The 25,251-nt window shown below is 63.1% G+C and carries 26 protein-coding genes and 3 pseudogenes; 16 read left to right on the forward strand and 13 right to left on the reverse strand.

Annotated features, from left to right (window positions below; translation table 11 throughout):
• Positions 1 to 308 (forward strand): annotated as a pseudogene (locus BSG09_RS17210) (IS701 family transposase); the annotation flags it as partial.
• Here the strand turns inward: BSG09_RS17210 and BSG09_RS17215 are convergent.
• Together BSG09_RS17215 and BSG09_RS17220 are read right to left on the reverse strand one after the other, a co-directional pair.
• A complete protein-coding gene (locus BSG09_RS17215) occupies positions 279 to 581 on the reverse strand; it encodes a PadR family transcriptional regulator (protein ID WP_092935306.1) in 303 nt (100 codons plus the stop codon). The pseudogene BSG09_RS17210 and the gene BSG09_RS17215 sit on opposite strands and share 30 nt — an antisense overlap.
• A 362-nt stretch (positions 582 to 943) precedes the next feature.
• On the reverse strand, positions 944 to 1,138 hold the full coding sequence (locus tag BSG09_RS17220; protein ID WP_006087767.1) for a cold-shock protein: 195 nt from the start codon (positions 1,136 to 1,138) through the stop codon (positions 944 to 946).
• A 442-nt stretch (positions 1,139 to 1,580) separates the two neighbouring features.
• On the opposite strand from BSG09_RS17220, the gene BSG09_RS17225 reads away from it, so the two are divergent.
• The 3 genes from BSG09_RS17225 to BSG09_RS17235 all read left to right on the forward strand — a co-directional run bounded on the left by BSG09_RS17225 (position 1,581) and on the right by BSG09_RS17235 (position 4,281).
• Complete coding sequence (locus tag BSG09_RS17225) at positions 1,581 to 2,303, forward strand: queuosine precursor transporter (RefSeq protein ID WP_092935308.1); 723 nt, start codon at positions 1,581 to 1,583, stop codon at positions 2,301 to 2,303.
• 74 nt (positions 2,304 to 2,377) lie between these two features.
• Positions 2,378 to 3,475 carry an aminopeptidase gene (locus tag BSG09_RS17230; RefSeq protein WP_092935310.1) on the forward strand — a complete coding sequence of 366 codons (1,098 nt, stop codon included), beginning with the start codon at positions 2,378 to 2,380 and terminating at the stop codon, positions 3,473 to 3,475.
• A 191-nt stretch (positions 3,476 to 3,666) separates the two neighbouring features.
• The gene (locus tag BSG09_RS17235) at positions 3,667 to 4,281 is read left to right on the forward strand and encodes a DUF309 domain-containing protein (RefSeq protein WP_092935312.1); all 615 of its coding nucleotides are present in this window, start codon (positions 3,667 to 3,669) and stop codon (positions 4,279 to 4,281) included.
• 31 nt (positions 4,282 to 4,312) lie between these two features.
• On the opposite strand, the gene azf is transcribed toward BSG09_RS17235, so the two are convergent.
• Positions 4,313 to 5,086, reverse strand: coding sequence for an NAD-dependent glucose-6-phosphate dehydrogenase Azf (azf, locus tag BSG09_RS17240; RefSeq protein WP_092935350.1), 774 nt, complete (start codon positions 5,084 to 5,086; stop codon positions 4,313 to 4,315).
• 151 nt (positions 5,087 to 5,237) lie between these two features.
• Here azf and BSG09_RS17245 point away from each other — a divergent pair, with 151 nt between their 5' ends.
• The gene (locus BSG09_RS17245) at positions 5,238 to 5,609 is read left to right on the forward strand and encodes a dihydroneopterin aldolase family protein (RefSeq protein ID WP_092935314.1); all 372 of its coding nucleotides are present in this window, start codon (positions 5,238 to 5,240) and stop codon (positions 5,607 to 5,609) included.
• 9 nt (positions 5,610 to 5,618) lie between these two features.
• Here the strand turns inward: BSG09_RS17245 and BSG09_RS17250 are convergent, their stop codons facing one another.
• From BSG09_RS17250 to BSG09_RS17260, 3 genes are read right to left on the reverse strand one after another with little or no spacing between them, the layout of a single operon-like run.
• Positions 5,619 to 6,206, reverse strand: a complete 588-nt coding sequence (locus BSG09_RS17250; protein ID WP_092935316.1) for an NUDIX hydrolase — start codon at positions 6,204 to 6,206, stop codon at positions 5,619 to 5,621.
• Complete coding sequence (locus BSG09_RS17255) at positions 6,203 to 6,703, reverse strand: DUF7109 family protein (RefSeq protein ID WP_092935318.1); 501 nt, start codon at positions 6,701 to 6,703, stop codon at positions 6,203 to 6,205. Before BSG09_RS17255 ends, BSG09_RS17250 begins: the two co-directional genes overlap by 4 nt.
• 26 nt (positions 6,704 to 6,729) lie before the next feature.
• Complete coding sequence (locus tag BSG09_RS17260) at positions 6,730 to 7,878, reverse strand: glycosyltransferase family protein (RefSeq protein ID WP_092935320.1); 1,149 nt, start codon at positions 7,876 to 7,878, stop codon at positions 6,730 to 6,732.
• Between the two features lie 315 nt (positions 7,879 to 8,193).
• Between BSG09_RS17260 and BSG09_RS21685 the strand changes: the two genes are divergently transcribed.
• Positions 8,194 to 8,364, forward strand: a complete 171-nt coding sequence (locus tag BSG09_RS21685; protein WP_343124082.1) for an HVO_0758 family zinc finger protein — start codon at positions 8,194 to 8,196, stop codon at positions 8,362 to 8,364.
• A gap of 36 nt (positions 8,365 to 8,400) precedes the next feature.
• On the opposite strand, the gene BSG09_RS17270 is transcribed toward BSG09_RS21685, so the two are convergent.
• From BSG09_RS17270 to BSG09_RS17285, 4 genes are all read right to left on the reverse strand, one after another.
• The gene (locus tag BSG09_RS17270) at positions 8,401 to 9,591 is read right to left on the reverse strand and encodes a DHH family phosphoesterase (protein WP_092935324.1); all 1,191 of its coding nucleotides are present in this window, start codon (positions 9,589 to 9,591) and stop codon (positions 8,401 to 8,403) included.
• A 57-nt stretch (positions 9,592 to 9,648) separates the two neighbouring features.
• Positions 9,649 to 10,554, reverse strand: a complete 906-nt coding sequence (locus BSG09_RS17275; RefSeq protein WP_092935326.1) for an SDR family oxidoreductase — start codon at positions 10,552 to 10,554, stop codon at positions 9,649 to 9,651.
• Positions 10,555 to 10,600: 46 nt separating this feature from the next.
• Positions 10,601 to 11,845, reverse strand: a complete 1,245-nt coding sequence (locus tag BSG09_RS17280; RefSeq protein WP_092935328.1) for a sulfite oxidase — start codon at positions 11,843 to 11,845, stop codon at positions 10,601 to 10,603.
• Positions 11,846 to 11,936: 91 nt separating this feature from the next.
• Positions 11,937 to 12,362: a DUF5791 family protein gene (locus BSG09_RS17285; RefSeq protein WP_092935330.1), complete on the reverse strand. Its 426-nt coding sequence runs from the start codon at positions 12,360 to 12,362 to the stop codon at positions 11,937 to 11,939.
• Between the two features lie 139 nt (positions 12,363 to 12,501).
• Between BSG09_RS17285 and BSG09_RS17290 the strand changes: the two genes are divergently transcribed.
• The 7 genes and pseudogenes from BSG09_RS17290 to BSG09_RS21165 all read left to right on the forward strand — a co-directional run.
• Positions 12,502 to 13,584 carry a tubulin/FtsZ family protein gene (locus BSG09_RS17290; RefSeq protein ID WP_092935332.1) on the forward strand — a complete coding sequence of 361 codons (1,083 nt, stop codon included), beginning with the start codon at positions 12,502 to 12,504 and terminating at the stop codon, positions 13,582 to 13,584.
• 393 nt (positions 13,585 to 13,977) lie between these two features.
• On the forward strand, positions 13,978 to 14,859 hold the full coding sequence (locus BSG09_RS17295) for a coiled-coil protein (RefSeq protein WP_092935334.1): 882 nt from the start codon (positions 13,978 to 13,980) through the stop codon (positions 14,857 to 14,859).
• A gap of 442 nt (positions 14,860 to 15,301) precedes the next feature.
• A complete protein-coding gene (locus tag BSG09_RS17300; protein ID WP_092935336.1) occupies positions 15,302 to 16,648 on the forward strand; it encodes a carboxylate--amine ligase in 1,347 nt (448 codons plus the stop codon).
• A 97-nt stretch (positions 16,649 to 16,745) separates the two neighbouring features.
• Positions 16,746 to 17,741, forward strand: a complete 996-nt coding sequence (gene sppA / locus BSG09_RS17305) for a signal peptide peptidase SppA (protein ID WP_092935352.1) — start codon at positions 16,746 to 16,748, stop codon at positions 17,739 to 17,741.
• A gap of 102 nt (positions 17,742 to 17,843) precedes the next feature.
• Positions 17,844 to 19,091 carry a DUF373 family protein gene (locus BSG09_RS17310; protein ID WP_092935338.1) on the forward strand — a complete coding sequence of 416 codons (1,248 nt, stop codon included), beginning with the start codon at positions 17,844 to 17,846 and terminating at the stop codon, positions 19,089 to 19,091.
• Positions 19,092 to 19,218: 127 nt separating this feature from the next.
• Positions 19,219 to 19,944 (forward strand): diphthine--ammonia ligase, encoded by a 726-nt coding sequence (locus BSG09_RS17315; protein ID WP_092935340.1) that lies wholly within the window; start codon positions 19,219 to 19,221, stop codon positions 19,942 to 19,944.
• Positions 19,945 to 20,033: 89 nt separating this feature from the next.
• Positions 20,034 to 20,162 (forward strand): annotated as a pseudogene (locus BSG09_RS21165) (diphthine--ammonia ligase); the annotation flags it as partial.
• 20 nt (positions 20,163 to 20,182) lie between these two features.
• On the opposite strand, the gene BSG09_RS17320 reads toward BSG09_RS21165, so the two are convergent.
• The 3 genes from BSG09_RS17320 to purH all read right to left on the reverse strand — a co-directional run bounded on the left by BSG09_RS17320 (position 20,183) and on the right by purH (position 22,764).
• Entirely contained in the window at positions 20,183 to 20,737 is a 555-nt protein-coding gene (locus tag BSG09_RS17320; RefSeq protein ID WP_092935342.1) for a metal-dependent hydrolase, read from the reverse strand.
• 12 nt (positions 20,738 to 20,749) lie between these two features.
• Entirely contained in the window at positions 20,750 to 20,944 is a 195-nt protein-coding gene (locus BSG09_RS17325; RefSeq protein WP_092935344.1) for a hypothetical protein, read from the reverse strand.
• A 143-nt stretch (positions 20,945 to 21,087) separates the two neighbouring features.
• Entirely contained in the window at positions 21,088 to 22,764 is a 1,677-nt protein-coding gene (gene purH, locus BSG09_RS17330) for a bifunctional phosphoribosylaminoimidazolecarboxamide formyltransferase/IMP cyclohydrolase (RefSeq protein ID WP_092935354.1), read from the reverse strand.
• A gap of 177 nt (positions 22,765 to 22,941) precedes the next feature.
• Between purH and purB the strand changes: the two genes are divergently transcribed.
• The 3 genes and pseudogenes from purB to BSG09_RS17350 all read left to right on the forward strand — a co-directional run.
• Positions 22,942 to 24,327 (forward strand): adenylosuccinate lyase, encoded by a 1,386-nt coding sequence (purB, locus tag BSG09_RS17335; protein ID WP_092935346.1) that lies wholly within the window; start codon positions 22,942 to 22,944, stop codon positions 24,325 to 24,327.
• Between the two features lie 117 nt (positions 24,328 to 24,444).
• Positions 24,445 to 24,867, forward strand: a complete 423-nt coding sequence (locus BSG09_RS17340) for an EamA family transporter (protein WP_092935348.1) — start codon at positions 24,445 to 24,447, stop codon at positions 24,865 to 24,867.
• A gap of 131 nt (positions 24,868 to 24,998) precedes the next feature.
• A pseudogene (locus BSG09_RS17350) lies at positions 24,999 to 25,251 on the forward strand (IS5/IS1182 family transposase); the annotation flags it as partial.

Genomic DNA, 25,251 nt, shown 5'->3' on the forward strand with positions numbered 1-25,251 from the left:
AGGACTCGAAGCAGGATCTCGGCTTGGGAGACTGCGAGCTGCAGACTGACGGAGGTGCCAGTCGCCACTGGCACCTCCTGATGGCTGCCTACAGTCTCGTTCGTCTTGATCCCGATTCGAGCGCCTTGGGAACGGTTCGCTCGAAGGCGTCATCGCTTCGAGCGAACCTCGAACACTCCCTGAAGGAAGCCGTCTACAACCTTCTCTCGTGGGTTCGAAACAACGATGACCGCGGTGTTGATGACCTCATGACCGAGATCGACCATCTCTTCGTTCACTCAACAACCGAGGCTAGCGTGCAAAGCTGAGTTATTGAGATATTGTTGTTCCCATTGCCGACGCTCTTCGATCGCTTGCTGCCCACGATTACTGATCTCATAGTAGTTGGTTCGCCGATCGAGTTGTCCCTTCTCGACGAGATCCTTGTTGACGAGGGTATCGAGATTTGGATATAATCGGCCGTGATTAATTTCACTGCTGTAATATGTTTCAATCTCGTCCTTTACGTCCTGACCGGACGGCTGATCAGCACCTGCAATTACGTAGAGTAGGTCTCGTTGGAATCCTGTCAGATCGTCCATTGTGTATCCTTGGGTGGACGAACGGAAACCTGGCTATTTGTTATCGATTTCGTATCAACTGTTCCGACCACGTTTAGCGAAGCTAACTATGACAATTGTATTCCTTACTCCTGTTTCATTCAGTAATAACGACTTAAAACCGGCAACGTATCTACACAAATGGGTCAATATAGGGCATTGACACTACAAAGAGACTAGACATAAAGACAACAGTCTGTTTGCAATCACACTCGGTTTCCTATTCATAATTACTTATTAATCCTACCCGTCACAAACGTGCCTACTAGCAGCTGCTGGCCAGGATAAAGCGCGAAAGAACGAAAGTCGACTGTGAAAACCCGTTACCGAACGTGAAAGCCGTGTTACAGGCGGGTGACGTTGGTGGCGCGGGGGCCCTTGGGGGCCTGTTCGATATCGAATTCGATGTCTGTGCCTTCTTCGAGGTCCGGACCGCCAACGTCTTCCATGTGGAAGAAAACGTCATCGTCCGCGTCGTCCGTCGAAATGAAACCGTAGCCGCCTGTGTCGTTGAAGAAATCAACGTTTCCTTTCGCCATTGCAATTCAAGAAAGGCCCCCGATACGTATAACAGTTGTGTTACAGTATTCGTATCGAAACAAAAATAATAACTCCTTGTACCCAACGATCACAGGAAGAATGACGAATAAGCGGCGGATCCAACTATTCTCACTCGCCGATAAAATCGTCACTCGAGAAACCGACTTATCGCCCACTCGAGACAGCGCGGAACCCGACGTACTACTGAAGCGGCTCCCTCGTTTGGAGACGGAAACCAGCGACTGTAGGCCACTCCCGTCAGGTTCACCTGAGCACGAATCAGGTGATCGTCCAGAAATGGGGCCGAGGCAGCCGCGAGTGGGCCGGTCGAGCCTAGGTTTGCCGGCAGATTGAGACGCGAGCAGGGCCGTCGGAGAGGTGGCACCGCTGTTGTCGTTCTTAGATAGCACCGTTTAGGGTGGCTCACTGGATACCATCGGTATGACCAAGACACGGACGCAGGGAGCACCGACAGTCGCGCAAGTGGGCTTGATCGGACTCTTTGTCACGGCGCTCGTGACTGCGCAGGTGACCGCGTCGAAGGTACTGGCGTTCGAACTCCCCATGTCGCTTCCGGTAACGGGTTCCCAACTCGCGTTGCCCGGGGCGGCACTCGCGTACGCACTAACCTTCCTCGCGAGCGATTGCTATACTGAATTGTACGGCCGGCGTGCGGCCCAGATCGTCGTCAACGTTGGGTTCGTTCTGAATTTCGTCGTCCTCGCGCTCGTCTGGTCGACGATCGCCGCACCGGCAGCCGATCCGAGCACTGCTGGACAGTTCGCGACGGTGCTTGGCGCGTCAACGAATATCGTCCTCGGCAGTCTGCTCGCGTACATCGTCAGCCAGAACTGGGACGTGTTCGTCTTTCACCGGATTCGGGAGTACACCGGTTCTGAGAAGCTCTGGCTCCGCAACATCGCCTCGACGGCGAGCAGCCAAGCGATCGATACTGTTATTTTCGTCTCGGTCGCCTTCGCCATCGCGCCGGCGGTCCTCGGTGTCGGTACCGTGCTTCCGACCGACGTCGTGCTCTCGTTGATGGTCGGCCAGTACCTGCTGAAATTCGTGATCGCGCTCCTCGATACGCCGGTCGTCTACGCGATCGTCTCGATCGTGCGCTCGCGTGAGGGTGCCAGCACCAACGACACGCATTCCGTCTGAGTCGCCGGTGATGGTGAGCGTGGTAGACCAGGTCGAACGGGGACCGTTTAGTAGCCTGCTCGAGAGCCATACCTATGGACGAACGCGTACGCGAACACGCTGCGGTACTGGTCGACTGGAGCGCTCGCGTCGAAGCGGGCGAAAACGTCGTTCTGTCGGTCGGTCCGGACGCCCATGAGCTGGCGGTCGCCGTCGCGGAAGAACTCGGCAGTCGCGGGGCGAACCTGCTTGCGACCTACAGTTCGGGCGAGATCACGCGGGCGTATCTCCGTGCTCACGACGGCGATTTTGATGGGAACCCAGCACACGAACTCGCGCTGCTCGAGAACGCCGACGTCTATCTCTCGCTTGGTGGTGGGCGAAACACGAGCGCGACGGCCGACGTTCCCGGTGAGCAGCGGCAGGCGTACAACAACGCCCGACGTGAGATTCGCGAGGCGCGACTAGGTACTCGCTGGGTGTCGACAGTCCACCCGACGCGGTCGCTGGCCCAGCAGGCGAACATGGCCTACGAGGAGTACCAAGACTTCGCCTACGATGCGATCCTTCGGGATTGGGAGTCGCTCGCCGAGGAGATGGCCCAGCTCAAGACGCTCCTCGATGACAGCGACGAGGTGCGTCTCGTCTCGGATGGGACTGACCTGACCATGCGAATCGATGACCGCACGGCAGTCAACAGCGCTGCCTCGGTCGCGTACGACTCGCATAACCTGCCAAGCGGCGAGGTTTTTACGGCACCCGCTGGGACCGAGGGGACGGTAACCTTCGACGTGCCGATGACCCTGCGGGGCGAATCTGTCCGGAACGTTCGCCTCGAGTTCGACGCCGGCGAGGTCGTCGACTACGGTGCCGACCAGGGCGAAGCGGTGATCAGTGACATCCTCGAGACGGACGAGGGTGCGCGCAGACTCGGCGAGCTCGGGATCGGGATGAACCGCGGGATTGACCGGTATACTGACAACATCCTCTTCGACGAGAAGATGGGTGACACCGTCCATCTCGCGCTCGGCCGGGCCTACGACGCCTGTCTCCCCGACGGCGAGTCCGGCAACGACTCGGCGGTCCACGTCGACCTGATCACCGACGTCAGCAAGGATTCCCAGCTCGAGATTGACGGAACGGTTGTCCAGCGCAACGGGACGTTCCGATTCGAATCAGGGTTCGACGGCTGAGTGGCCACGGGTCCACTCGGTGGGCGGTGTGAGTGACGCTCGAGCGGTGGCGAACAGTACTGACTGCATACGAGAGAGCGACCACATGTCGCTGGCTCGAAACGGTAGCATACATTTGGACTGGTGCCGACAGGAGAGCCGGCACTCGCCGTTTTCGTCACGCTCTCGAGTCTCGAGACCCAACTGAGACTATGCGCGATCACCTCCGGGCTGGCGTCGCGATCTTCAACGATGGCCACTATCATGCCGCCCACGACGCCTGGGAGGATCACTGGCTCGACCTCGAGGCGGGCAGCGACGACGAACGCCTGCTGCACGGTCTCATCCAGTACAGCGGCGCAGTGTCCCATGCCCGCGAGCGCAACTGGGCGGGTGCCGTCGGACTTGCCGAGAGTGCTCAGGAGTACTTCGCGGGGTTGCCTGCCGCGTATCGCGGACTCCACCTCGAGCCCGTTCGGTCGTATCTCGAGGGGCTTGCGGCCGATCCGGAACGTATCGAACGACGACCGCCGGTGGTGCTCGAACACGAGGGGACAGCGCCGACGCTGTCGGACCTCGACATCGGGCCGACAGCGGTTGTAGCGGTCGTCCTCGCCGAGGAGTTGGGCTACGATGAGGAACCAATTGCGCAGGCACGAGCGTACGCGCGACGCGATCTCGAGGCCGGCGCGGACGACAGTCAGTTCATCGCGCTGCTATTCGACTTCGTTCGCGAGGACGAGCATCGAGGAATCGTTTTCCAGCGGCTCAACGAACACGTCGGTCGACGGCAGGCTCGAGAGAAAGACGTCGACGGGTTATTTTAATCGACGAGGCGGCTGCAGGTGTCGGCTTCCTTCAGGCGTCGGGCTCGAGGACTCGTTCGTCGCCGTCGTAGTGGGCGGAGTTGTCCTGTGGGTCGTAGTCGAGGACGTCGCGGGCACGCTCGATCGAGTAGTACTTGCGGTCGTTGTCGGAGATGCCGTAGACGATCTCGTAGTCGTAGTCGGCCTGAATACAGCGGTCGAACAGGTGTGCACAGTCTCGGTAGGAGAGCCACATCGCCTGTCCACGTTCGTAATCGATTGGCGGATGGCCCTCGGTAAGGTTGCCGATGCGAACGCAGACGACGGAGAGATCGTATTCGTCGTGATAGTAGCGCCCGAGGGTTTCGCCGGCAGCTTTCGAGACGCCGTAGAGGTTGCTCGGCCGTGGGAGTTCGGTGCCATCGAGGAGATAATCGTCGTGGGCCCGGTACATCTCGGGCGTGCGTTCCTCGGTCTCGTAGTTGCCGACGGCGTGATTCGACGAGGCGAACACGACCGTTTCGACGCCGGCGTCGACGGCGGCTTCGAAGACCGTCTGTGTGCCGTCGATGTTGTTGGTCAGGACGCTGTTCCACGGCGCTTCCGGTCGCGGATCGCCCGCGAGGTGGATCACGACGTCGATGCCTTCCATTGCCTCGCGGACGGCCTCATCGTCGGTGATGTCCGCGACGACGAACTCGCCCGGCTGGTCGCCCGTTGGCGGATCGCGATCCAGCAACCGCCACTCGTAGTCGTCTGCGAGGCCGCCGAGGATGGCCGTTCCGACCCGCCCCGCAGCCCCCGTGAGCAGGACTGACTGTGCCATTCGTTCGGTGTGAGGGCCAGCGTCGATAAGTACCATGCGATTCGGCCCTGGCGCGGTCGATGATGGCACGCGTCCCTAACGCAGCGACGGCTCTCGAGCCGACTCCACTCGCATCGCAATCCCCTTCCCGACCGCACGCGAGGGCCTGTACATGCCCACAGACACGACACCGACTGACGCGGAAGCCGCCTGCTTCGAGGCCGGCATCAAGTTCGGCTCGCTGTACCACCAGTTTGCCGGCACGCCAGTCTCACCGGACAGCGCCGCGAGCCTCGAGGCAGCAATCGAGGAGTCGATCGAAAACCAGCCCCACTGCGCCGCAGTGACTGTCGACGTGCTTGTCGACGAACTCGAGGCCGAACTCGCCGACGCAACGGCTGACTACACCGAACTCACCGGCCGCTTTCTCGAGGTCGAGATCGTCGTCGACTACGAGGGTTGTGAGGTCGTCACCCGCATGGAAATGGAAGACGGCTATCCCCTGATGCGACTCGAGTCGGTCCGAGACGAACGGTCAACCTGACGCCCGGCGTCAGACACTCGAGCGATCGACCTTCTCGGGTGCTTCAAACGCCGTCGCGAGCTCGAGCAGTTGCACCAGGATTCGGCCGGTCGCGCCCCAGACGGTGTAGCCGTCGACGTGGAAGTAGTGGATGACGATGTCGCCGTAGTAGGGGTGCGAGCGGCGTTCGTACTCGTAATTCTTGGGATCGAGCAGCTCCGATACCGAGAGGACAACGATCTCGGCGACCTCGTTGTCGTCGCGGACGTACTCGCGATCCGGCACGTGGGCGACGAAGGGCGTGACGGCGTACTCGGTGACCGTCCGGATGTCGTCGAGCTGGCCGACGATCTCGGCCTCGGTGGACTCGAGGCCGATTTCTTCGTTTGCTTCCCGGAGTGCAGTCTCGAGGATCGTCGCGTCCTCCGGTTCGGCCCCGCCACCGGGAAAGCTCATCTGACCGGGATGCTCACCGAGATGATCGGCCCGCCGGGTAAACAGTAGATGGTCCTCGCCGTCGCGGTCGATGATCGGCGCAAGGACGGCTGCGTCATACTCCTGATCGTCGATTTCGGTCGCTTCGTAGGCTGCGATCGGGTCGAGGGTCAGTCTCGTCATTCCTCGAGGGCGTCCTCCAGTCGCCGCCGTTCGTCCGCGAGGTCGATTGGGGCCCATGCTTCGAGATCGTAGCTGACGTCGAGCAGGGTCCGCAGTCGGGCCGTCTCGTCGGCCGTGATGGCCTCGGTGACGGCGTCGCTGAATCGCTCGCGGGTCGCCTCGCCCAGCGCCTCGCGATCGGGGTGTCGGCGGTCGACGTCGAGAATGTGCGGGACGTCTTCGGCGTGATCTGGGACCGTTGGGAACGCTGTCGGCCCGGGGACCAGTAGCGCCTCGCTGTCCGCGATCGTCTCCCCATCGCCCTGGCTGGCAGGGTCGTATCGAACGAGCGCGAACGACTCGAGGGCCTCGTCGATCGTCGCTTCGAGGGCCGCGTCGTCGACGGCTTGTCCGTCGGCGCGGTAGGCGGCCTCGGCGAGCGCCCGCTCGAGTTCCGCGCGGGTCAACCCGCCGAAGAGGTCGACCACGCCGGCCAGTTCGTCGGCGGTCGCGTCCATACGCAGCCTAACGGCGGGTGTCGGGATTAGTCTTGTGAGCGCGACCCAGCGTGGTGATGTCGCCATGGACGGGTCGCCGCGAGCACGTCCGCCGGTTCGAACGGCGCGTCGACCCATCGCGGGAGGCGCATGTCGGTGGCGTCGGGCGGCGCGATCGATTCGGCATAGCGGGTCACCTGCGCTCGCTCGCCTTCGAGATCGTACTCGAGGCTGTTGAATGCCGCGTCGGCACGGTACTGGTCGATCAGCGCCGTCCCGGCGGCGCGATAGCGATCGGGGAGCGTCTCGTAGTCAGGGGCGACGCCGTGGTCTTCGAGGACACACAGGAGGGCGGCGGCAACTTCGCGGCTCATTCCCTCGAGGCCGGCCTCGCCGTCGACCGCGCGGTGGTCGTGTTCGTGACGACCGAGGTCGACCTGTGCAGTCCCGTCGAAGCCGGCGACGTCGTAGGCGTCGCCGAGCGTGCCGACCTCGAGCCCCCACGTCCGTGGCGTTTGTAGTCGGCGGGCGAGATCGGCGCTCGCGGCGAATTCACCGGCCAGCGCGTACCGGAACGCCCCGAGGTAGTCGACGATTGGGGCGTCGTGGGCGTCCGCGAGCGCCCGAAGCAGTGGTTCATAAAACAGACGAAACAGCCGACCGTAGAGCCGGCCACGCTCGATGCGGGCGTAGTACCCTTTTGCAAAGTCGAAATCCATCGTCAGCGGTGCGAGCAGCCGCTGGACGTGTTCGGCCTCGTAGCTTTTGGCGTCGGCGTCGTGGACGACGACCGTGTCGGCAGCCGCAGCTGCTGGCCCGAGTGCGAGCCAGACGTCCTGGCCTTTCCCCCAGTTGCCCGCCAAACCCGTGTCGGCGAGCAACGTGTCGACCTCGGGCGCGTTACACCAGAGCACCCGCGTCGGCAGTTCGAAGGTGGCGAGCCAGTCCCGAAACGGTTCGATCTGCGCTCGGTCAGCGCGGACAGGAACGAAGACGGCCGCTGGCGCTGGCTCGAGGCGCTCGAGTTCCTCGAGGACGCGTTCGGTGGCAGGGCTCTTGTACTCACGAGCGGTCATCGGAACGACGAGTGCCGTTTCGGCGACCGCGGCGGCGACGTCACGGGTGAGGGCACCGCCGACGCCGTCTCCCTCGCCGAACTCGTGGAGCGTCGCGATCCGCTCCTGGCAGTACTCCATCGATGGGTTGTTCACGCGGACGGGTAAAACGGCCACGACTCCGGCCAGATTAGTAGCCACTGCTGCATACCCGATCGCACGAGGGCTGTGCGATCAGTGTCGCAACCGTTTCAGTTGCTACTGTCGGCTGGACGACAACTTGGGGTGTAACTGCCAGTGGCGATTCGTATCGAGCGACGAGCGGACGGGCACGGGTCGATGTCCGATTGGACCGCACAGTCGCCCGATTCGATGGGCGTCGATCCCTCGATTGTCGGCCAACTCACATCAGAAAAAGCACCGGTCTTTTTCTATCCCACCTTCTTACAGGCGAATATGAAATCAGTCAGGAAGGCACTTCGTGATGGCGACCTTGATAAAGACACCTACGATCGGCTCGTCTGTGGTGAGTGCGGGAAGCCGCTCAAGACCGAAAACGACCCGGACGAGATCAAGACGGTTCGCATCTGTCCTGACTGCGCGTCCGAGTGGAAGGAGATCCGCTAGCCCTGTCGGCAGTCGGTGGTGCGTGGAGTCGAGCGGCTAGCGCTCGCCAGCTAGTGCCGCAAAGAGCCGCTCTTCGAACTCGTCGCGGCTGATCCCGTCGGATGGACCGATCCCGTTCATGTGATCGACCGAGAGTTGGCCGCCCCCCATACGTGCGTGCCCGCCCGCGCTTGCCATCGGAATGTCGCTGATGGCATGGCGGAGCGTCTCACCCATGTGAACCCGATCGTCACGCGACCGGCCGGAGAGATGAAGCGTCCCGTCGTGTTCGCCGTAGACGACGACCGCTGTAATCCCCTCGAGGTGCATGAGTTCGTCTGCGGCCTGTGGGATCGCGTCGACGTTGCTGATCTCGCCGACATCGCAGACAGCGAAGGGACCTTCGACCCGTTTTTCGGTGATTGCCGTTGCCTTGACCTGTAACACGTCATCGCTGACCTGCGGGTTGGCGATCCGATCGAGCAGGTCCTCGTCGATTCCGGGGAACAAGGCCGCGGCGGCGTCGAACTCCGCCCGCGAGCAGCCGTTCGTCAGGTGGTTCGTATCGGACTGGATCCCATAGAGCAGTCCTGTCGCAAGCTCCGGCGACACCGCGAGCGAGCTCGAGTCGTCCGCTGTATCCATCGTCGCGCCGATGTCGAGGAGATATTCGACGAGGATCGTCGACGCCGCTCCATACGTCGTTCGAACGTCGGTGAACTTCGTGCCGGCTCCGTTCCCGGGGTGGTGATCGACGACAGCGATCGGCTCGATGGACTGGGCACCACTAAAGCCTCGCGGCGTGTTGTGATCGACGAGGATCACCGCGTCCGACGCAAGCTGGGAACTGGCCTCGATGGACTCGAGTTCGAGTCCGAGGACGGTCCGGAACGCGCGGTTCTCTTGATGCCGGATCTCGCCTGCGTACTGTAACGTCGTGGCCGTGTCGACCGATTCGGCGATCCGCTCGACGCCCATGGCACACGACATGGCGTCGGGGTCGGGGTTTGGATGCATCAACACGGTCACGTCGTCGTAGTTTGCCAATAGACGCTGGAACCGGGCCCCTGGCGGGCGTCGAAACCAGCGAACGAGCCACCAGACACCGAGGACGAGCGCGACGACGACGAGAACCAGCAGCGACAGGAGGAGCGGCTCGAGCGAACGGACCGAGTCGCTGATCGACTCGACCACCAGCGGGTTCGCCCCGACTGCCGTCGTGGCCGTCGAGACGCTCCAAACGCTCATATCGCCATGTCAAATCGAATCACCAAGAGTGTTCCCCCGGTTCCCCGTGTTCGGCAGCTACCGCTCGCTGGTGGCGGCGGTCCGATAGCGTTCGATCGCGTCACGATACCCCTCACGGAAGGTCGGATAGGCGAACTCGTAGCCCAGTTCGCGAAGCTTCTCGTTCGAACAGCGCTTGCTCGTCAGGATGCGGCGTCGGCCTGCCTCGGAGAGGTCGTCGTCGGCCAGCCGGTCGGCTTTCGTCCGCTTCGGCGGCTGCTCGACGCCACACTCGTCGGCCAGCCAGTCTGCAAACGCCCACTTCTCGGCGGGTTCGTCGTCGACGATCTGCACGACTTCGCCGCGAGCGAGGGTCTCCTCGAGCACGTACCGGACCGCGCCGGCGGCGTCGTCCCGATGGACCATGTTCAGATAGCCCGCCGTCACAGGGCCCTCGAGATAGCGCTCGAGCCGATACCGGCCGGGGCCGTAGAGGCCGGCAAAGCGGGCGACGGTCCCCTCGAACCCGTATTGTTCGGGTAACTCGAGCGCGAGCCGTTCGGCCTCGGCGAGGACCGCGGTCTTGTCGGTCGTGGGCTCTACGGGGGACGTCTCGTCGACCCAGTCGCCGTCGTGGTCGCCGTGGACGCCCGTCGAGGAGGTGTAAACAAGCCGGTCGGGTACCTGTTCGCGCTCGCCGAAGGCTTCGATCGCCGTCCGCAACCCTTCGACGTATACCTCGCGGGCAGCCTCGGCCCCCCGGCCGCCGCTGCTGGCGGCGAAGACGATCGCGTCGACATCGGGGACGGCCGCGAGTGCCTCGCGGTCGGTGACGTCGGCCTGGACCGCGTCGAAGCCAGCGTCTTCGATCCGTGCAACACCCTCGTCCGACCGGCGGACGCCGATCGGCTCGTGGTCTCGTGCCGCAAGCTGTCGGCCCAGTTCGATACCGACGTGCCCACAGCCGAGAATGGCAACGCGCATACGAAATCTCGTGGTCGGGTCGGCATAGGTTCACCGCTCGCGGCGATCACTCGATGGTGACCTCGAGCGCGTGTGGCTGCCACGCGTTCTCGGCGTAGCCGCCCTCGTTCCACGGGTAGTCGTCGCCGTCTTCATCCGAGTCACCGATCCGTGCCGGCTGGCGGCGGCCGCGGTCGTCGGTCGCGCGCGAGGCGAGCGTGTACGTCCCGGGAGAAGGCTCCCACACGTAGCGAAACAGCCGCCATGCACAGTCGTAGTTCGGCCCAAAGAAGGTTGCATCCTGCCAGCTGTCGCCGCCATCGGTCGAGACCTCGACTGCCGTCACCGCGTCGTCGCCGGCCCAGGCGACGCCGACGATCTCGACCGTGCCGTCGGCATCCGGGGTGACTGTCGCGCCGTCGTCCGGCTGGCCGATCGTGGACTTGACGTTCTCGTCGAAGGTGTAGGGGTGGTCGATCTCGTCGGCCTCGAGCTGGTCCCAGGTGTCGAACGTCGAGACCGTCGCGTTCGAGTCGGGCTCGACGCCCTCGGGGTGGATACGGTAGGCCGACTGCTGCCACTGGGTAAAGTCCTCGCCGTCGCGGTCGGCCCACTCCGGGCCGTGGACCATCGTCTCCGTGACGTGCAACTCGGTGAGCCACTTGACGCTGTTGACGCCGTACCAGCCGGGAACGAGCAACCGAACCGGATGGCCGTGCTCGGGCGGCAATGGCTCGCCGTTTACTTCGTAGGCGAGGATGCAATCCTCGAGGACCTTGACCATCGGAATCGACCGGGCGAACCGGTCGTTTTCGTCCTCGACTTCGGGGTGGTCGCCGCCGACTGCGGTGAGCCACATCCCGTCGTCGGTCGTCGCACCGTGGTCGGCCAGGATCGACGTCAGCGGCGTACCGGTCCAGATGGCGGTGCTGACGGCCCCGTACTCCCACTGGACGCTGCCGGTTTCGGGATCGAAGTAGCCGCGGCCGTTGCCGGCACATTCCATCGTGTGTGCGACCGCGACCGTTGGGTAGTCCTCGCGGAGGTTGTCCATCCCCAGCGTGCCCGCTCGGTCGACTGCGCCGGCGAGGTCGACCGCCCAGTCGGCGGCTTCGGGATCAAGCGTCTCGTTGCGGTGACAGACGTAATGGTCCTCGATCGGCGTGAGCCAGTTCGCGTACGTCTCCCGATCAGCGGCACCCACGACCCGATACCGGTCCTCGAGATCGGTGACGGCCTCCGTGCCGGGTTTGCGCTCGAGAATCGCGTCGGTTTCTCGGTTTCGATTATCGCTGCGCTCCGAGTTCGACATACGAGCCACACATCACCGAGTGCGATAAATCACGGGGCGTGGCAACACTCACCGAGACCGATCTGGGACACAACCGTGAGCGGAGCCGCGTCTACGGCGCACCGTCCGCGATCACGTACTGCACGTGGACGAACTCCTCGAACGACATCGGCGCTCGCCCCTCGATCTTCTGTTGGATCTCCTTTGCCTCGAGGTCGAGGTCGATGTAGCTCTCGAGTGCCTCAACGTCGAGGACCGCCGTCGACATGCCCAACAGCAAGTGCTCGAGCGCCATCGTCACGATCGTCTCCGAGCCCGGTTCGCCCTCGGCGAGCGACTGGATCTCGGCGGCCGCTTCGAGCGTCAGATCGGGCGAGTCGCCGGCTGCAAGCGCCTCGAGTACGTCTTGCTCGAGATCCGTTTCGGCCGCGACGGCTGCTGGGCCGTGTTGGTCGACGATCGTTGCGAGGTCGTCCTCGTACTCGGCCCGCAATGCAGCGGGCGAGTCGGGAACGGTCATCCGCTGTTCGTAGAACATATCCGAACGGACGGGGATACAGCAGAAAGGTATTGTGACCTCTCCCGATCGTTGCGGGGAGTTACTGTGCAACCAGTCGGCTCACCGAGTGTATCAATTCACCGGAACGTTAAACAGGCTGCTTGCATATGGAAGTGGTATGAAAGTCGCCCTCCTCGGAGTCGGTCAAGCCGGTGGGAAGGTTACTGAACGGCTTGCCCGATTCGATGCAGACATGGGATTTGGAGCCGTTCAGGGTGCGTTGGCCGTCAATTCTGCGAAACCCGACCTCCAGTCGCTCGAGTTCGTCGACACCCAGCTGATCGGTGCTGACCGCGTCAACGGCCATGGCGTCGGTGGTGACAACGAACTCGGAACCGAGGTTATGCAGTCGGACATCCAGCAGGTCCTCGGCGCACTCGACGGGCGTGTCACTTCGAAAGCGGAGGCGATCTTCGTCGTTGCCGGTCTCGGCGGCGGCACCGGTAGCGGTGGCGCGCCCGTACTCGTCCACCACCTCCAGCAGGTCTATGACGTCCCTGTCTACGCACTCGGTGTCCTGCCAGGGCGCAACGAAGGGGCACTCTATCAGGCCAACGCCGGTCGGTCGCTGAAGACCCTGCTGCGAGAAGCCGACGCGACGCTATTGATCGACAACGACGCCTGGCACGAACAGGGCGAGAGCGTCGAAGGGGCCTTCGAGACGATCAACGACCGGATCGCCCGGCGGGTTGGCCTGCTGTTCGCTGCCGGCGAAGCCGTCGAGGGCGTCGGCGAGAGTGTCGTCGACTCGAGCGAAGTGATAAACACCTTACGCGCGGGCGGCGTCGCGGCGCTTGGCTATGCCACCGAAGTCGCAAGCGAGGACAGCGCCGAGAACATCAGAACGGCGATGAGCGTCTCCCGACAGGCGCTGCTGACGGGGACGAGCCTGCCGGATGCGACGACTGCCGAGGCTGCACTGCTCGTCATCGCGGGCCAACCTAACGCAATCCCGCGCAAGGGTGTCGAGAAAGCTCGTCACTGGCTCGAGGACGAGACCGGCAGCATGCAGGTCCGCGGCGGCGACTTCCCGCTGGACAGCGACCGCCTCGGCGCGTTGGTCCTCCTCGGCGGCGCGGAACGGTCCGATCGGATCGAGGCGTTCATGGATCGTGCCCGGGAGGCAAAACAGGCCCAAGAGACTGAATCGAAAGATCACGCCGACATGTTCGCTGACGACCGGCTCGAGAACCTCTTTTAACGGATCCCGCTTTCGTCACCACCTGAACTGACGGCGACCCGACCGAGTCCGATCTGCTCCTTCGCACCCAGTTTTATTTATAAGTCTCTCGTGAGCCGTGGTATAGCCCAACATGGGAGAACGACGCCCCTGCTAACGGTTTTCAGGGGTTGTGTGACCGGTACATTTAAATTATAGGCGACAGTACTGTCTGTCACCAGAACGCCACCGGGGCGCGTATCGCTCGACGATCGATGACAGGAAATCTTATTCACCGAGGTTTCGCAGATCGTGAGCAGCCGCTTCGACCAGTTGATCGAGAGTCAGTGAGTCATTCGCCGAGCCGTCGGCGAGCGCTTACACAGTCGGTCGACTGGTTCCCCGGTGCGGGTATGGCACAGAGGTTTGACTAACATGGTAGACGAATCGAAAAACATCGAACTGACAGAGGACGACCTCGAAAACAAATCGAAAGGACAGCTCATCAAGATGGCCGGCCAGCTGCGAGACCGGCGAAACGAGCTGAACCAGATGGCTTCCGAGCGCGCATCCAAGCGCGACGACCTGAACGCGAAGACTCGCGAAAAGGTCGACAAAGCCCAAGAGCACCGTGAGAAACGCGACGAGCTCAACGAGCAGGTCCAGGAACACAAGGAAAGCCGCAACGAGCTCAACGCCGAAGCCAACGAGCTGTTCGACAAGGTCGAGCAGCTCAAGTCGGACATGGAGCTCGACGAGGGCAAGGACCTAGAGGAGCTCGAAGAAGAGATTGAGCAACTCGAGTTCAAACAGCAGACCGAGGTTCTCTCGAGTGAAGACGAAAAAGAGCTGATCGAGAAGATCGAGTCCAAGCGCGAGGAGTACGAAGAGCGCAAGCAGAAACTCGACCAGAACGAGGATCTCGAGGAGCTCGTCGAGGAAGCCGAGGAAGTCCGATCAGAAGCCTCCCAGCACCATCAGGAGGTGACGGAGCTGGCGGACAAGGCACAGGAACATCACAACCAGATGATCGAGGCCTACCGCGAGGCCGACGACATCCGTGATGAGGCCGACGAGATGCACGAGAAGTTCGTCGAGGCTCAGGAAGCCGCCGACCGCCACCACGAGGACTTCGTCCGCGTCCAGAAGCGCCTGCGCGAACTGGACAAGAAAGAGGAAGAAGAGCGCAAGTCCGAGCGTGACAAGAAGAAAGAAGAGGCCAAAGAAGAGGCCGAGGAAATCTATCAGAAGTTCAAGGAAGGCGAGACCCTCGACACCGAGGACCTGATGAAGCTCCAGAAGACGGGGCTGCTCTAGATCGATCCCGTCTACCGCGATTTTCTCCCGATTTTCGGGGTTTGAACGCGGCCGTGTCGCTGTTTTCTGCGTCGTCACATCGAGATCGGACGCCAGTTACGCGTCCGGCCCCCTGACGAGCACTGCGTCTCGTGTGCCGGCCACGCTCGAGTCCGTCACACGAGACTGCACACCGCTATCGATGTAGCCTGTCACTATTCGAGCGATCGGCAGTGTGTAGCAATGGCTTACGATGGAACATCGATGTTGACAGCCCGAATCGCGGGGGGCTCAGGGCTCGAGTGAGGCGACGATCGCAGACGAGCCCTGCTGGTGCGGAGTGGACACGCGAGTATCAGTAGCCGGTACCTATGACCGTTTAGTCGGGGTTCGTTCGGTGGCGACCGCGATGAGACGTAGTATTCGATCTATAACAATGGAATGGGACCCACAGCCATCGCCTATGGAACGACACAGGGACGACGCTGGCGTGGTCGTGCCGGGGATCGACGCGCCGAGTACCGTCGCGTGTCTCCGCTCGCTTCGACCACGCGGTATTCGCACGATTGTCGGGTCGGAGTCGCGGTCGACGCCGGCGGCCACGTCTGTCTATCGCGACGAGTTCGTCGGACTGCCGGACCCGGAGACGGACCTCGCTGCATACGGTGACGCCTTGCTCTCGCTGGCCGAGCGGCCGGACGTCGAGACGATCATCCCGGTCCGCGAGGAGGATATCTACGTGCTTGCCGAGCGAAAAGACGCGTTTGCGGACGTAATCGCGACACCGTGGCCGGATTTCGAGACGCTTCGACGCGTCCAGGACCGCGTCGAACTCTTTGCAGCCGCCGATGCGGCGGGGGTCGCCGCTCCCGAGACCGCGCTACTCGATCAGTGGGACGACTGGGACCAGGAGACGATCGTCAAGCCACGATACACCGTCGCATCCCCCACCTATCTCGGGGCGCGGTTCGACGACGCGGAGATCGGCTCGACGGAGTACCAGCGACCGGGCACTCGGCCGGATCCCCAGGCTGCCCTCGAGCGGCGCGGCCACGTCCCGCTCGTACAGGAACGGATCCCCGACTCGCGAGAGTTTGGCTTCTTCGCCCTTTACGAGCACGGCGATCCGGTCGCGACCTTCCAGCACTGTCAGCGCCGCGGCTGGAAGTACTGCGGCGGTCCCAGCGCTTACCGCGAGTCGGTCCATATCCCCGACCTCGAGACTGCCGGACGCGCCTTGCTCGACGAACTCGAGTGGCACGGGCTCGCGATGGTCGAGTTCCTGCGCGATCCGGCCGACGATGAGTTCAAACTGATGGAGATCAATCCGCGATTCTGGTCGTCGCTGCCGTTTTCAGTTCGTGTCGGCGCGGATTTCCCCTACTACTACTGGCAGCTGGCAACGGACGGACAGCTCACGTCGGAGCCGACCTACGATGTCGGGGTGGGTGGGCACCTCTTACGAGGTGAACTCAGTTACCTCCATAGCGTTGCGACCGAGGAGTACCCGCTCGTCGAGCGGCCGTCGCTCCGCACGGCTGCACGCGAGGTCGCCACGTCACTGGTGTCTCACCCACGATTCGATTACGCGGTGCTCGACGATCCGATGCCGTTCTTCCAGGACGGCGTCAACCTCGTGCAAGCGTGGCTCGACGGCCGATCCGACGGCGGCATACCGGACCAGACCGAAACCAGCCTCGAGGCCGAGTCGACGGACGACGGCGTGGAGCCAACGGAGACGAAGCCGGGACCTGACGAGGAGTCGACACGGTCGGCGCAGACCGACGGCGGCCGGTCGCCGGACTCGTAGGCGATCGCACTGATCGATGTGGGGTCGTCTGCTTGTCTAACCGCCAACGCTTAACGGGAACCGCACCCAGCTATCGGTATGACTCGAGGTGATGCCTGTGGTCAGTAGTGGGCGTATCGATCGGCTCGTGGTCGTCGTCGGTGGCGGCCTTGCGTTCGCGAGTCTCGGCGTCGCCCTGTTTATTGTCTTCCCGGAAACGCTGACGGACCTGCTGGGCGTGATACTCGCGCTCGCGGTCGCATTCGTCGGCGTCCGGCTTGCGGGCAACGCTGCCAGCTCGCTGTTTCCGGACTACGACGTCGCTGAGGTTGCCGTCGAGGGACCGATCAGCCGGGACGGCGGTGGCGGCCGCCTTCCCACGACACCGGGCGCGACGCCGGCCGACGACATCGTCGAGCAGATCGACCGCGCGAACGACGATGACAACGTCCGGGGGTTGCTGTTGAAATTAAATACACCCGGTGGTGAGGTCGTCCCGAGCGACGACATTCGACTCGCAGCCAAGCGCTTTGACGGGCCGACGATCGCCTACGCGACCGATGTCTGTGCCAGCGGCGGCTACTGGATCGCAAGCGGCTGTGACGAACTCTGGGCCCGCGAGGGCTCGATCGTCGGCTCGATCGGTGTCATCGGGTCTCGGATCAATGCGAGTGATCTCGCCGAGAAGATCGGCCTCTCCTACGAACGGTTCGCCGCGGGTGAGTACAAAGACGCCGGCACGGCGCTCAAGGAGATGGATGACGACGAACGCGAGTACCTGCAGGGGTTGATCGACGACTACTACGACACGTTCGTCGAACGGGTCAGCGACGGCCGTGACCTAGAGCCGGCGTTCGTCCGTGACACCGAGGCCCGGATCTATCTGGGCGAGCAGGCTTACGACATGGATCTCGTCGATCACCTCGGCACCCGCCGGGAGATCGAAGACGAACTGGCCGACCGACTCGACACTGACGAGGTGACCGTCGAGGAGTTCGAGCCCCAGCGACCGCTGATGGCCCGCGTCGGTGCGGGTGCCCAGCAAGTCGCGTACGCCTTCGGCGCTGGGGTCGCCGGCCTCGGCGACGGCCGTGGGTTCCGGCTGCGTAGCTAATCACGGAGCGACGTGCTCGAGGTGGCTGTCATGAGGTACCTCGTGACAGGTTGGCTCGAACGAGTAAGTGGTTTTATCGTTGCACGGAATGCATCGCCTATCGTGACAACGCTGGTCGTCTGCCTCGACCGGACCGACGACGTAGGCCGCAAAACCGGCCTCCACTCGCCGGTCGTCGGCTGGGAGGCAGTCCGCGCGCTCGTGACTGACGTCGGCCTCGCGGATCCGGAGGACTCGAGTGTCAACACGCTTCTCGAGTCGCTTCGGGTCGCCCAGAACTTACGCGACGAAAACGAGGAGGTCATCGTCGCGGTCGTCTCGGGGGAGCACGAGTCGATGGTGTCGGCAGATCGGGCAGTCGCCGCACAACTCGACGACCTCATCGCCGACTACGACCCCGATTCGGCGGTCGTGGTGACCGACAGCGCCGAGGACGAACGGCTGATCCCGATCGTCGAGAGCCGCGTCCGGGTCGATTCCGTCGACCGGGTCGTCGTCCGCCAGGCCCGGGACATCGAATCGACGTACTACCTGCTCAAACAGTTCCTCGCAGACGAGGAACTTCGCCAGACCGTCCTCGTCCCGATCGGACTGACGATGCTCGTCTTTCCGTTGCTTGCGACCACCGTCGGTCCCGCGAAGGGAGCGGCCGCGATTACGACCGTCATCGGCCTCTTCTTGCTCTACAAGGGGTTCAACATCGACGAAATCCTGACTCGCCTCGCCCATCAGACGCGGGAATCGCTGTACTCCGGGCAGGTATCCGTCGTTACCTACGTGGTCGCGGCCGGATTGACCTTCGTCGGCCTATTTGCCGGCGCACTTGGCGTCTCGAGTCTCGGTGACACGCCCGGTGTGGTACTTCCGGCGACGCGGTTTGCCTTCGATAGCATCCCCTGGCTGGCGATGGCCGCACTGACCGCAAGCGCCGGTCGGCTGCTCGACGAAGTGATCGGTGATGATCCGGTCCGACGGTCGTTCCTCAACCTGCCGTTTATCGTCGTCGCCGTCGGGCTGGTGATTCGTGGCTTCTCTGCATACTTCCTCGAGCAACAGGGCAAGATTGAGCCGTTCGTCGTCTCGGCGTACGAGTTCGGTGCCTTCTCGAACGAGCGGTTCGAGATGGTTGCCGGCGAACGGCTCGCGCTGTTCGTCGTCTCGGCGCTCGTCGTCAGCCTCGTCGGCGCGCAGGTCGCGTCGTCGCTGAGTGAGTCACACGGCAGCGATCGAACCGATGGCGGGGCCGACGCGACGACCGAGGCGGGAACTAGCGCACGTTCTGATCGGTCCGATCCCGAGCTCACGGACGGCGGTGCGAATACGACTGCTGAGCCGGACCGCGATCGCTAATACTGTCGGATAACACGGATCACACAGCGATCGAACGCGAGACACGATCGAGTGTTCATTGACTTTGTCCGACAGTATACCAACCCGAACTCGGTATCCCTTTACCCGTCCCTGCGGATCATTTTGCATGAGCGACGCAGACGGCGCGTGGGTGAGTCTCTTTTCGGGTGGCAAGGACTCGGCGTGGGCGCTGTACCGGGCCGTAGAGTGTGGCTTACCGGTCGAACGGCTCGTCACCGTCCACCCTGCGGGTGACTCGTACATGTATCACGTCCCCGCGACGGAGCTTGCAGCGCTGGCGGCTGAGAGCATTGGCATCGACCTCGTTGACGTCGAACCCGACGACTTCGGGGCCGACGCGGTAACCGACTCGAGCGCACAGGGCGACGACGAACTCGAGCCACTCGAGGCCGCCCTTGAGGAACTCGACCACGAACTCCCAGGCGGCATCGCCGGTGTTACGGCCGGGGCCGTCGAGAGCGAGTACCAGACGAACCGCATTCAGGGGATGTGCGATCGACTGGGCTGTGAGCTGTTCGCCCCGCTGTGGCAGGAAGACCCCCGTGATCTGGCTGATGCGATGCTCGAGGCGGGCTTCGAGATCGTGATCATCCAGGTGGCAGCCCACGGCCTCGACGAGTCGTGGCTGGGTCGAACCATCGATCATGAGGCGCTCGCCGAACTCGAGGCCCTCAACGAGGAGTACGGGGTTCACATTCTGGGCGAAGGTGGCGAGTTCGAGACACTGGTGGTCGATGGGCCGCACATGGACCGGCGGATCGACCTCGAGTACGAGACTGAGTGGGACGGGACTCGTGGCCGATTGCGGATCACGGACGCCCAGCTAGTATAAAAACAGCTACCGCGAGTGAACAGCGTGAACGAGCGGCTTTTTTGGTCCAGACTTTTGCGCCGAGTGGTCGCCGTAGGCGATCCGAGGCGGAAAAAGGTGGTTCTGAGACGTTGGTTGTGGATGGGCCACACATGGATCGGCGGATCGACCTCGAGTACGAGACTGAGTGGGATGGGACGCGCGGACGGTTGCAGATTACGGATGCGCAGTTAGAGTAGCGAAGCGGATTCTGTCCTGCTCAACTCCCGATCCGGTAGCGGTTCTCAAACGGGACGCGTTCGTGCCAGGCGAGCAGCACGTGGAGCGCGATCGCGACGGCGAACAGCCCGAAATTCCAGACCGGCGAATTGTAGTAGATGACGTCGATGATCACCGGTTTCGCGTACAGCGGCCAGAACGGCTCGAGCGGGGCAGCGATGTCGGGAGCAGAGAGGAGGTCCGCGAAGATGTGACTGGTTCCACCGAGGACCAACCCAGCGGTCGCGAAGACCAAGACGGTCTCGTCCGAGATGGCGGTGCTTCGAATCAAGCGGGTGGCGTTGAACCAGTCGGTGAGCCACTTCGCGGCACCTGCACCGACGAGAACGCTCATCAGCGACACGAACAGTAGGGTATGGGTGATGCCGTGGTGGGTGATCGGGAGGACGTGCCGAAGGACGAGATCCGTGTCCGGGAGCATCGCAGTCGCTAACGCGAAGCCGGTAAATCCCAGTGCACCCCGTTGGCCCCAGATGAGCCATGCTGGCGCGGCAAACAGCAGCGCCATTCCGAAGTGGCCAGTGACGTCGACCATGTGAGTAGGCGATTATCGGAGCCGCCGGACAAGCCGGAGGAGCACTGACACTGCTGTCCCGATGCCGGGGATACGAGACGAGAGCACGGCTGCACCCAGTAACAGGAGGCCGCTCTTTGGCCGCCCACGCCGAAACGCCAGCGCGCTATCGATCAGTGTCGAAATGATGCTCAGTTTGTTCGCCGTCCGCGAATTGACGTTCGTCATCGTTCTGTTCGCCGGGATTGGCACGTCACGGCTAAGTGTGACATCGCTGCAACAGCAGGCTCATAGGGGCTCGTTCTTCCACTAATAAAAATATCCTCGACCAAAAACCGCTCGTTCACGGGCCGTTGTGACCGTTTACGGCCCTAATCGTGTTTGAACGACCGCTGACCAGTGAACGCCATCGCCATGTCGTGTTCGTCCGCGGCCTCGATCACGTCCTCATCGTTGACCGAGCCGCCGGGCTGGACGACAGCCTCGATGCCCGCCTTTGCGGCCTCCTCGATCCCGTCCGGGAACGGGAAGAACGCGTCCGAGGCCATGACTGCACCCTCGGCGTCCTTGCCCTCCGCGTGCTCGTCGGCTTTCATCGCCGCCAGCCGGACCGCGTCGACGCGGGAGACCTGTCCCATCCCGACGCCGACCGTCTCGGTACCGTCCGCGAAGAGGATGCCGTTCGACTTCACGTGTTTGAGCGTCTGCCACGCAAAGACCATGGAATCGAGTTCTTCTTCAGTCGGCTCGCGTTCGGTGACGACCTCGAGATCGTCGACCGAAATCGACTGCAGGTCCCGTTCCTGAACCAGTCGGCCGCCGACGAGGTCCTTTTCGGTGAAGCGCTCGGTCTGCTCACCGAGCCCTCGCGGCTCATCGCCGCTCGCATCCGAGGCGCTACGCGCCTCGCGGCCCACGTCGAGCACACGGAGGTTCTCCTTCTCGCAGAGCGTCTCGAGTGCGTCGTCGGTGTAGCCGGGGGCGACGACGACTTCCTTGAACGAGTCGATGATCTGTTCAGCCGTTGCAGCGTCACACTCCCGGTTGAGCGCGACGATACCGCCGAAGGCGCTCATCGGATCCGTCGAGAGGGCCTTCTCGTAGGCCTCGGACAGCGAGTCGGCGGTCGCACAGCCCGCGGGGTTGGTGTGCTTGATGACCGCCGCCGCGGGCTCGTCGAACTCCTTGATGAGGTTGAGCGCGCCGTCGGCGTCGTTGTAGTTGTTGTAGGACAGGCCCTTCGCGCCCTCGTTCAACTGGTCTGCGTGGACGACGCTCGCCTCGTCGCAGGTGTAGTCGGCGTAGACGGCGGCGTCCTGGTGGGGGTTCTCGCCGTAGCGAAGCGTGTCAACGCGGTCGCTCGCGGTGAGCCGCCGGGCGGGCAGCCCCTCAGCGTCCGGTGCCGTCGGCGCGTCGGCGTCGACCGTGACCGCACTAGCCTCGAGATCGATGTCGACGGCTCCCTCGGCGACCCACTTGACGGCCCGCGGGTACGCGCGGAACTCGCCCTCGTAGAGGACGCGTTCTTTCAGGTCGTCTTCGTCGTCGCCCTCGTAGACAGGGATCGGCTCCTGGGTGACGATCGGTCCCATGTCGACTTCGTCCTCGACGACCGCGCCGTCTTCGTCGGTCGCGTCGGTGACGACGTGGACCGTACAGCCGGTCACCGACACGCCGGCCTCGAGCGCGTCGCCCCAGGCATCCATCCCAGGGAACGATGGCAGCAAGGCGGGGTGGACGTTCAGCGTCGTCGGTGTCTCGGAGAGGAACGTATCCGAGAGGATCCGCATGTAGCCGTCCAGACAGACGAGGTCGAACTCGTAGTCTTCGAGTGCCTCGAGCACGGCCTCCTCGTGCTCGCGGCGGCTCATGTCCTCGGCGAGCGGGACGACTTCGGTCGGAATCCCGCGCTCTGCGGCGGCCTCGAGTACCGGTGCGTCCTCGGTGTTCGTCAGAATTACGGCGAACTCGGCTCCGCCCGGCTTTCGGTCGGCGATGTTCAACAGGTTGCGCCCTCGGTTGCCGGCCATCCCGGCGATTCGCGTCATGGTCGAACCCGCGCCCGCAAGCGGCAAAGTGGTTGCGGTCTCGAACACCGAGGTATCCACGTTCGTGTATTATTCTGACTGTATTTCGCCCCCGATCGGCAGAGGTATGCACGCTCGTGGCATCGAGCGGCCACTGGTTTCGATACGCTTTTGCGACCCGCTGGACGAACGGCCACTATGACCGAGACTGACGCCCTGTATGCCGTTTCGCCGCTGGACGGCCGATACGGTGGCCGGACCGCACCGTTGTCGCCGTACGCGAGCGAGGCTGCACTCATGCGCGCCCGCGTTCGCGTCGAAGTCGAGTACCTGATCGCACTGGCCGACTGCGAGGCGACGCCGCTCGAACTCGACTCCGAGGACCGCGAGCACCTCCGCGGGCTCTACAACCACTTCGCCGAGGAAGACGCCCGCCTGATCAAGAAACTCGAGACGGAGGGCCATGCCGACTTCGAAGCGACCAACCACGACGTCAAGGCCGTCGAGTACTTCGTCCGCCACCGACTGCCCGCGGACAGCGACGCCTCGGCCTGGATCCACTTCGGGCTGACCAGCGAAGACGTGAACAACCTCGCCCACCGGCTGCTCGTCCGCGATGCCGTTGACGAGGTGTTGCTCCCCGAACTCTACGACGTGCAGGACACACTCGCTGAGATGGCTCATGAGTACCGCGACCTGCCGATGCTTGCGCGCACCCACGGTCAGCCCGCGACGCCGACGACCTTCGGCAAGGAGATGGCCGTCTACGCCTCGCGGCTGGGCCGCACGACGGGCCGGATTCGACAGGCAACCGACGAACTCAGCGGCAAACTCGGGGGCGCGTCGGGCACCTACGCGGCCCACGTCGCCGCCTACCCCGACGTCGACTGGCAGGATTTCGCACAGGAGTTCGTCGAAGGACTGGGCCTCGAGTTCGAGGGACTCACGACGCAGGTCAACCCCTGTGACGACCTCGCGGCCGTCTTCGACGCGTTCCGCGGAGCCAACGACGTCCTGCTCGACCTCGATCTGGACATGTGGCTCTACGTCTCCGATCGCTACCTCGGCCAGGAGGCCGTCGAGGGCGAAACTGGCTCGTCGACGATGCCCCACAAGGTCAACCCGATCGACTTCGAGAACAGCGAGGGCAACCTCTCGAAGGCGAACTCGGATCTCACCTTCCTCGCGGACTACGTCACTACTTCCCGGCTTCAGCGTGACCTCTCCGATTCGACCGTCAAGCGAAACATCGGCGGTGCCTTCGCCCACTGTCTGATCGGCTACGGCAAGACCGCTGCCGGCCTCTCGAAGGTCGTGCCGAACGAACACGTGATGCGCGACGACCTCGAGTCGACCCCCGAAATCATCGGCGAGGCCGTCCAGACGATCCTCCGGCGCGAGGGGCAGGCCGACGCCTACGAGCGCGTCAAGGCCGTCACCCGCGGGAAGGACGTCACCATCGAGGACTTCCGCGAGATGTTCGACGACCTCGACGTCGACGAGGACGTCCGCGAGGAACTCCACGCGCTGACACCGGCAGGCTATACCGGCGTCGCGAGTGAGTTGGTCAACGACCTCGAGTAACTGCGAGCGTACTTTCCTGCGTTTCCGCTCACTGATCGCGGCCCCTGACCAAGCCTCAGTTCCGGAATCCGATTCCGGGACCGTGACAGTATTGGGCACCCTCATTCGAGGGAGTGTATGGACTATCTTCTCTGGGTGATCGTCGCGCTCGTCGCCTACGGTCTGATGGCACCGCTGACGAGCGTCGTCACGTCAGACGTCCCGCCCGCGGTCGCGCTCTTTCTCTCGACGACGATCTTTCTCTGCCTGACGGCAGTCGTCCTCGTCGTCACGGGAACCGGCACCATCTCGGATGTCACCAGTCCGTCGGCGCAAATCGTCTACGTTGCCGGCCTGTTTCTCTCCGCGGGCATCCTCGCGTACTATCAGGCGCTCGAGCGCGGGCCGGTCAGCGTCGTCGTGCCGATCTACGGCCTCTTCATCGTCGGAAGTTCGATCATCGGCATCGCCTTTCTCGGCGAAGAACTGACCGCGACCCGCGTAGCCGGTATCGTCGTGGCGGCGGCCGCGATCTATCTCGCAGCGGGGGGTGAGGCGTAATGCGGCGGTACGTCTGGCTGTCGCTGTTTGCTTTCCTGTTGCTCTGTTGCAGCGTCGAATAGCACCAGTTTCAGCCTTGTTCTCGGCTGATTTCCGTGAGGCTTGTGGGGAATTGGACGCCGTCTGTCGATATGAGGTCGAAAAGACCGATCATACGGCAGTGTAAGAATCTTGCCAAACAGCACGTCGATAACCCTGACGAACCCGCTGCGCCGGACGGCGCCAGCGGGTTCGCCGAGTGGGCTCAGATCGCGTTTATCCTCTTGCATGCAGAACTCGACAAAGATTTCCGAGAGACTGAAGCATGGTTCAATGACTCCAGAGCCATCCGTGAAGAGCTTAACATCGACAAATCGCCGGATCACACCACGCTCTGTCGATGGG

Origin of the sequence: Natrinema hispanicum (assembly GCF_900111485.1) — an archaeon.
Classification (GTDB): Archaea; Halobacteriota; Halobacteria; order Halobacteriales; family Natrialbaceae; genus Natrinema; species Natrinema hispanicum_A.

Excerpts from the sequence above, each read along its gene's own strand:
- BSG09_RS17215 (WP_092935306.1), bottom strand. The coding sequence starts at position 581 with ATGGACGATCTGACAGGATTCCAACGAGACCTACTCTACGTAATTGCA.
- BSG09_RS17220 (WP_006087767.1), bottom strand. The coding sequence starts at position 1,138 with ATGGCGAAAGGAAACGTTGATTTCTTCAACGACACAGGCGGCTACGGT.
- BSG09_RS17225 (WP_092935308.1), top strand. The coding sequence starts at position 1,581 with ATGACCAAGACACGGACGCAGGGAGCACCGACAGTCGCGCAAGTGGGC.
- BSG09_RS17230 (WP_092935310.1), top strand. The coding sequence starts at position 2,378 with ATGGACGAACGCGTACGCGAACACGCTGCGGTACTGGTCGACTGGAGC.
- BSG09_RS17235 (WP_092935312.1), top strand. The coding sequence starts at position 3,667 with ATGCGCGATCACCTCCGGGCTGGCGTCGCGATCTTCAACGATGGCCAC.
- azf (WP_092935350.1), bottom strand. The coding sequence starts at position 5,086 with ATGGCACAGTCAGTCCTGCTCACGGGGGCTGCGGGGCGGGTCGGAACG.
- BSG09_RS17245 (WP_092935314.1), top strand. The coding sequence starts at position 5,238 with ATGCCCACAGACACGACACCGACTGACGCGGAAGCCGCCTGCTTCGAG.
- BSG09_RS17250 (WP_092935316.1), bottom strand. The coding sequence starts at position 6,206 with ATGACGAGACTGACCCTCGACCCGATCGCAGCCTACGAAGCGACCGAA.
- BSG09_RS17255 (WP_092935318.1), bottom strand. The coding sequence starts at position 6,703 with ATGGACGCGACCGCCGACGAACTGGCCGGCGTGGTCGACCTCTTCGGC.
- BSG09_RS17260 (WP_092935320.1), bottom strand. The coding sequence starts at position 7,878 with ATGGAGTACTGCCAGGAGCGGATCGCGACGCTCCACGAGTTCGGCGAG.
- BSG09_RS21685 (WP_343124082.1), top strand. The coding sequence starts at position 8,194 with ATGAAATCAGTCAGGAAGGCACTTCGTGATGGCGACCTTGATAAAGAC.
- BSG09_RS17270 (WP_092935324.1), bottom strand. The coding sequence starts at position 9,591 with ATGAGCGTTTGGAGCGTCTCGACGGCCACGACGGCAGTCGGGGCGAAC.
- BSG09_RS17275 (WP_092935326.1), bottom strand. The coding sequence starts at position 10,554 with ATGCGCGTTGCCATTCTCGGCTGTGGGCACGTCGGTATCGAACTGGGC.
- BSG09_RS17280 (WP_092935328.1), bottom strand. The coding sequence starts at position 11,845 with ATGTCGAACTCGGAGCGCAGCGATAATCGAAACCGAGAAACCGACGCG.
- BSG09_RS17285 (WP_092935330.1), bottom strand. The coding sequence starts at position 12,362 with ATGTTCTACGAACAGCGGATGACCGTTCCCGACTCGCCCGCTGCATTG.
- BSG09_RS17290 (WP_092935332.1), top strand. The coding sequence starts at position 12,502 with ATGAAAGTCGCCCTCCTCGGAGTCGGTCAAGCCGGTGGGAAGGTTACT.
- BSG09_RS17295 (WP_092935334.1), top strand. The coding sequence starts at position 13,978 with ATGGTAGACGAATCGAAAAACATCGAACTGACAGAGGACGACCTCGAA.
- BSG09_RS17300 (WP_092935336.1), top strand. The coding sequence starts at position 15,302 with ATGGAACGACACAGGGACGACGCTGGCGTGGTCGTGCCGGGGATCGAC.
- BSG09_RS17315 (WP_092935340.1), top strand. The coding sequence starts at position 19,219 with ATGAGCGACGCAGACGGCGCGTGGGTGAGTCTCTTTTCGGGTGGCAAG.
- BSG09_RS17320 (WP_092935342.1), bottom strand. The coding sequence starts at position 20,737 with ATGGTCGACGTCACTGGCCACTTCGGAATGGCGCTGCTGTTTGCCGCG.
- BSG09_RS17325 (WP_092935344.1), bottom strand. The coding sequence starts at position 20,944 with ATGACGAACGTCAATTCGCGGACGGCGAACAAACTGAGCATCATTTCG.
- purH (WP_092935354.1), bottom strand. The coding sequence starts at position 22,764 with ATGACGCGAATCGCCGGGATGGCCGGCAACCGAGGGCGCAACCTGTTG.
- purB (WP_092935346.1), top strand. The coding sequence starts at position 22,942 with ATGACCGAGACTGACGCCCTGTATGCCGTTTCGCCGCTGGACGGCCGA.
- BSG09_RS17340 (WP_092935348.1), top strand. The coding sequence starts at position 24,445 with ATGGACTATCTTCTCTGGGTGATCGTCGCGCTCGTCGCCTACGGTCTG.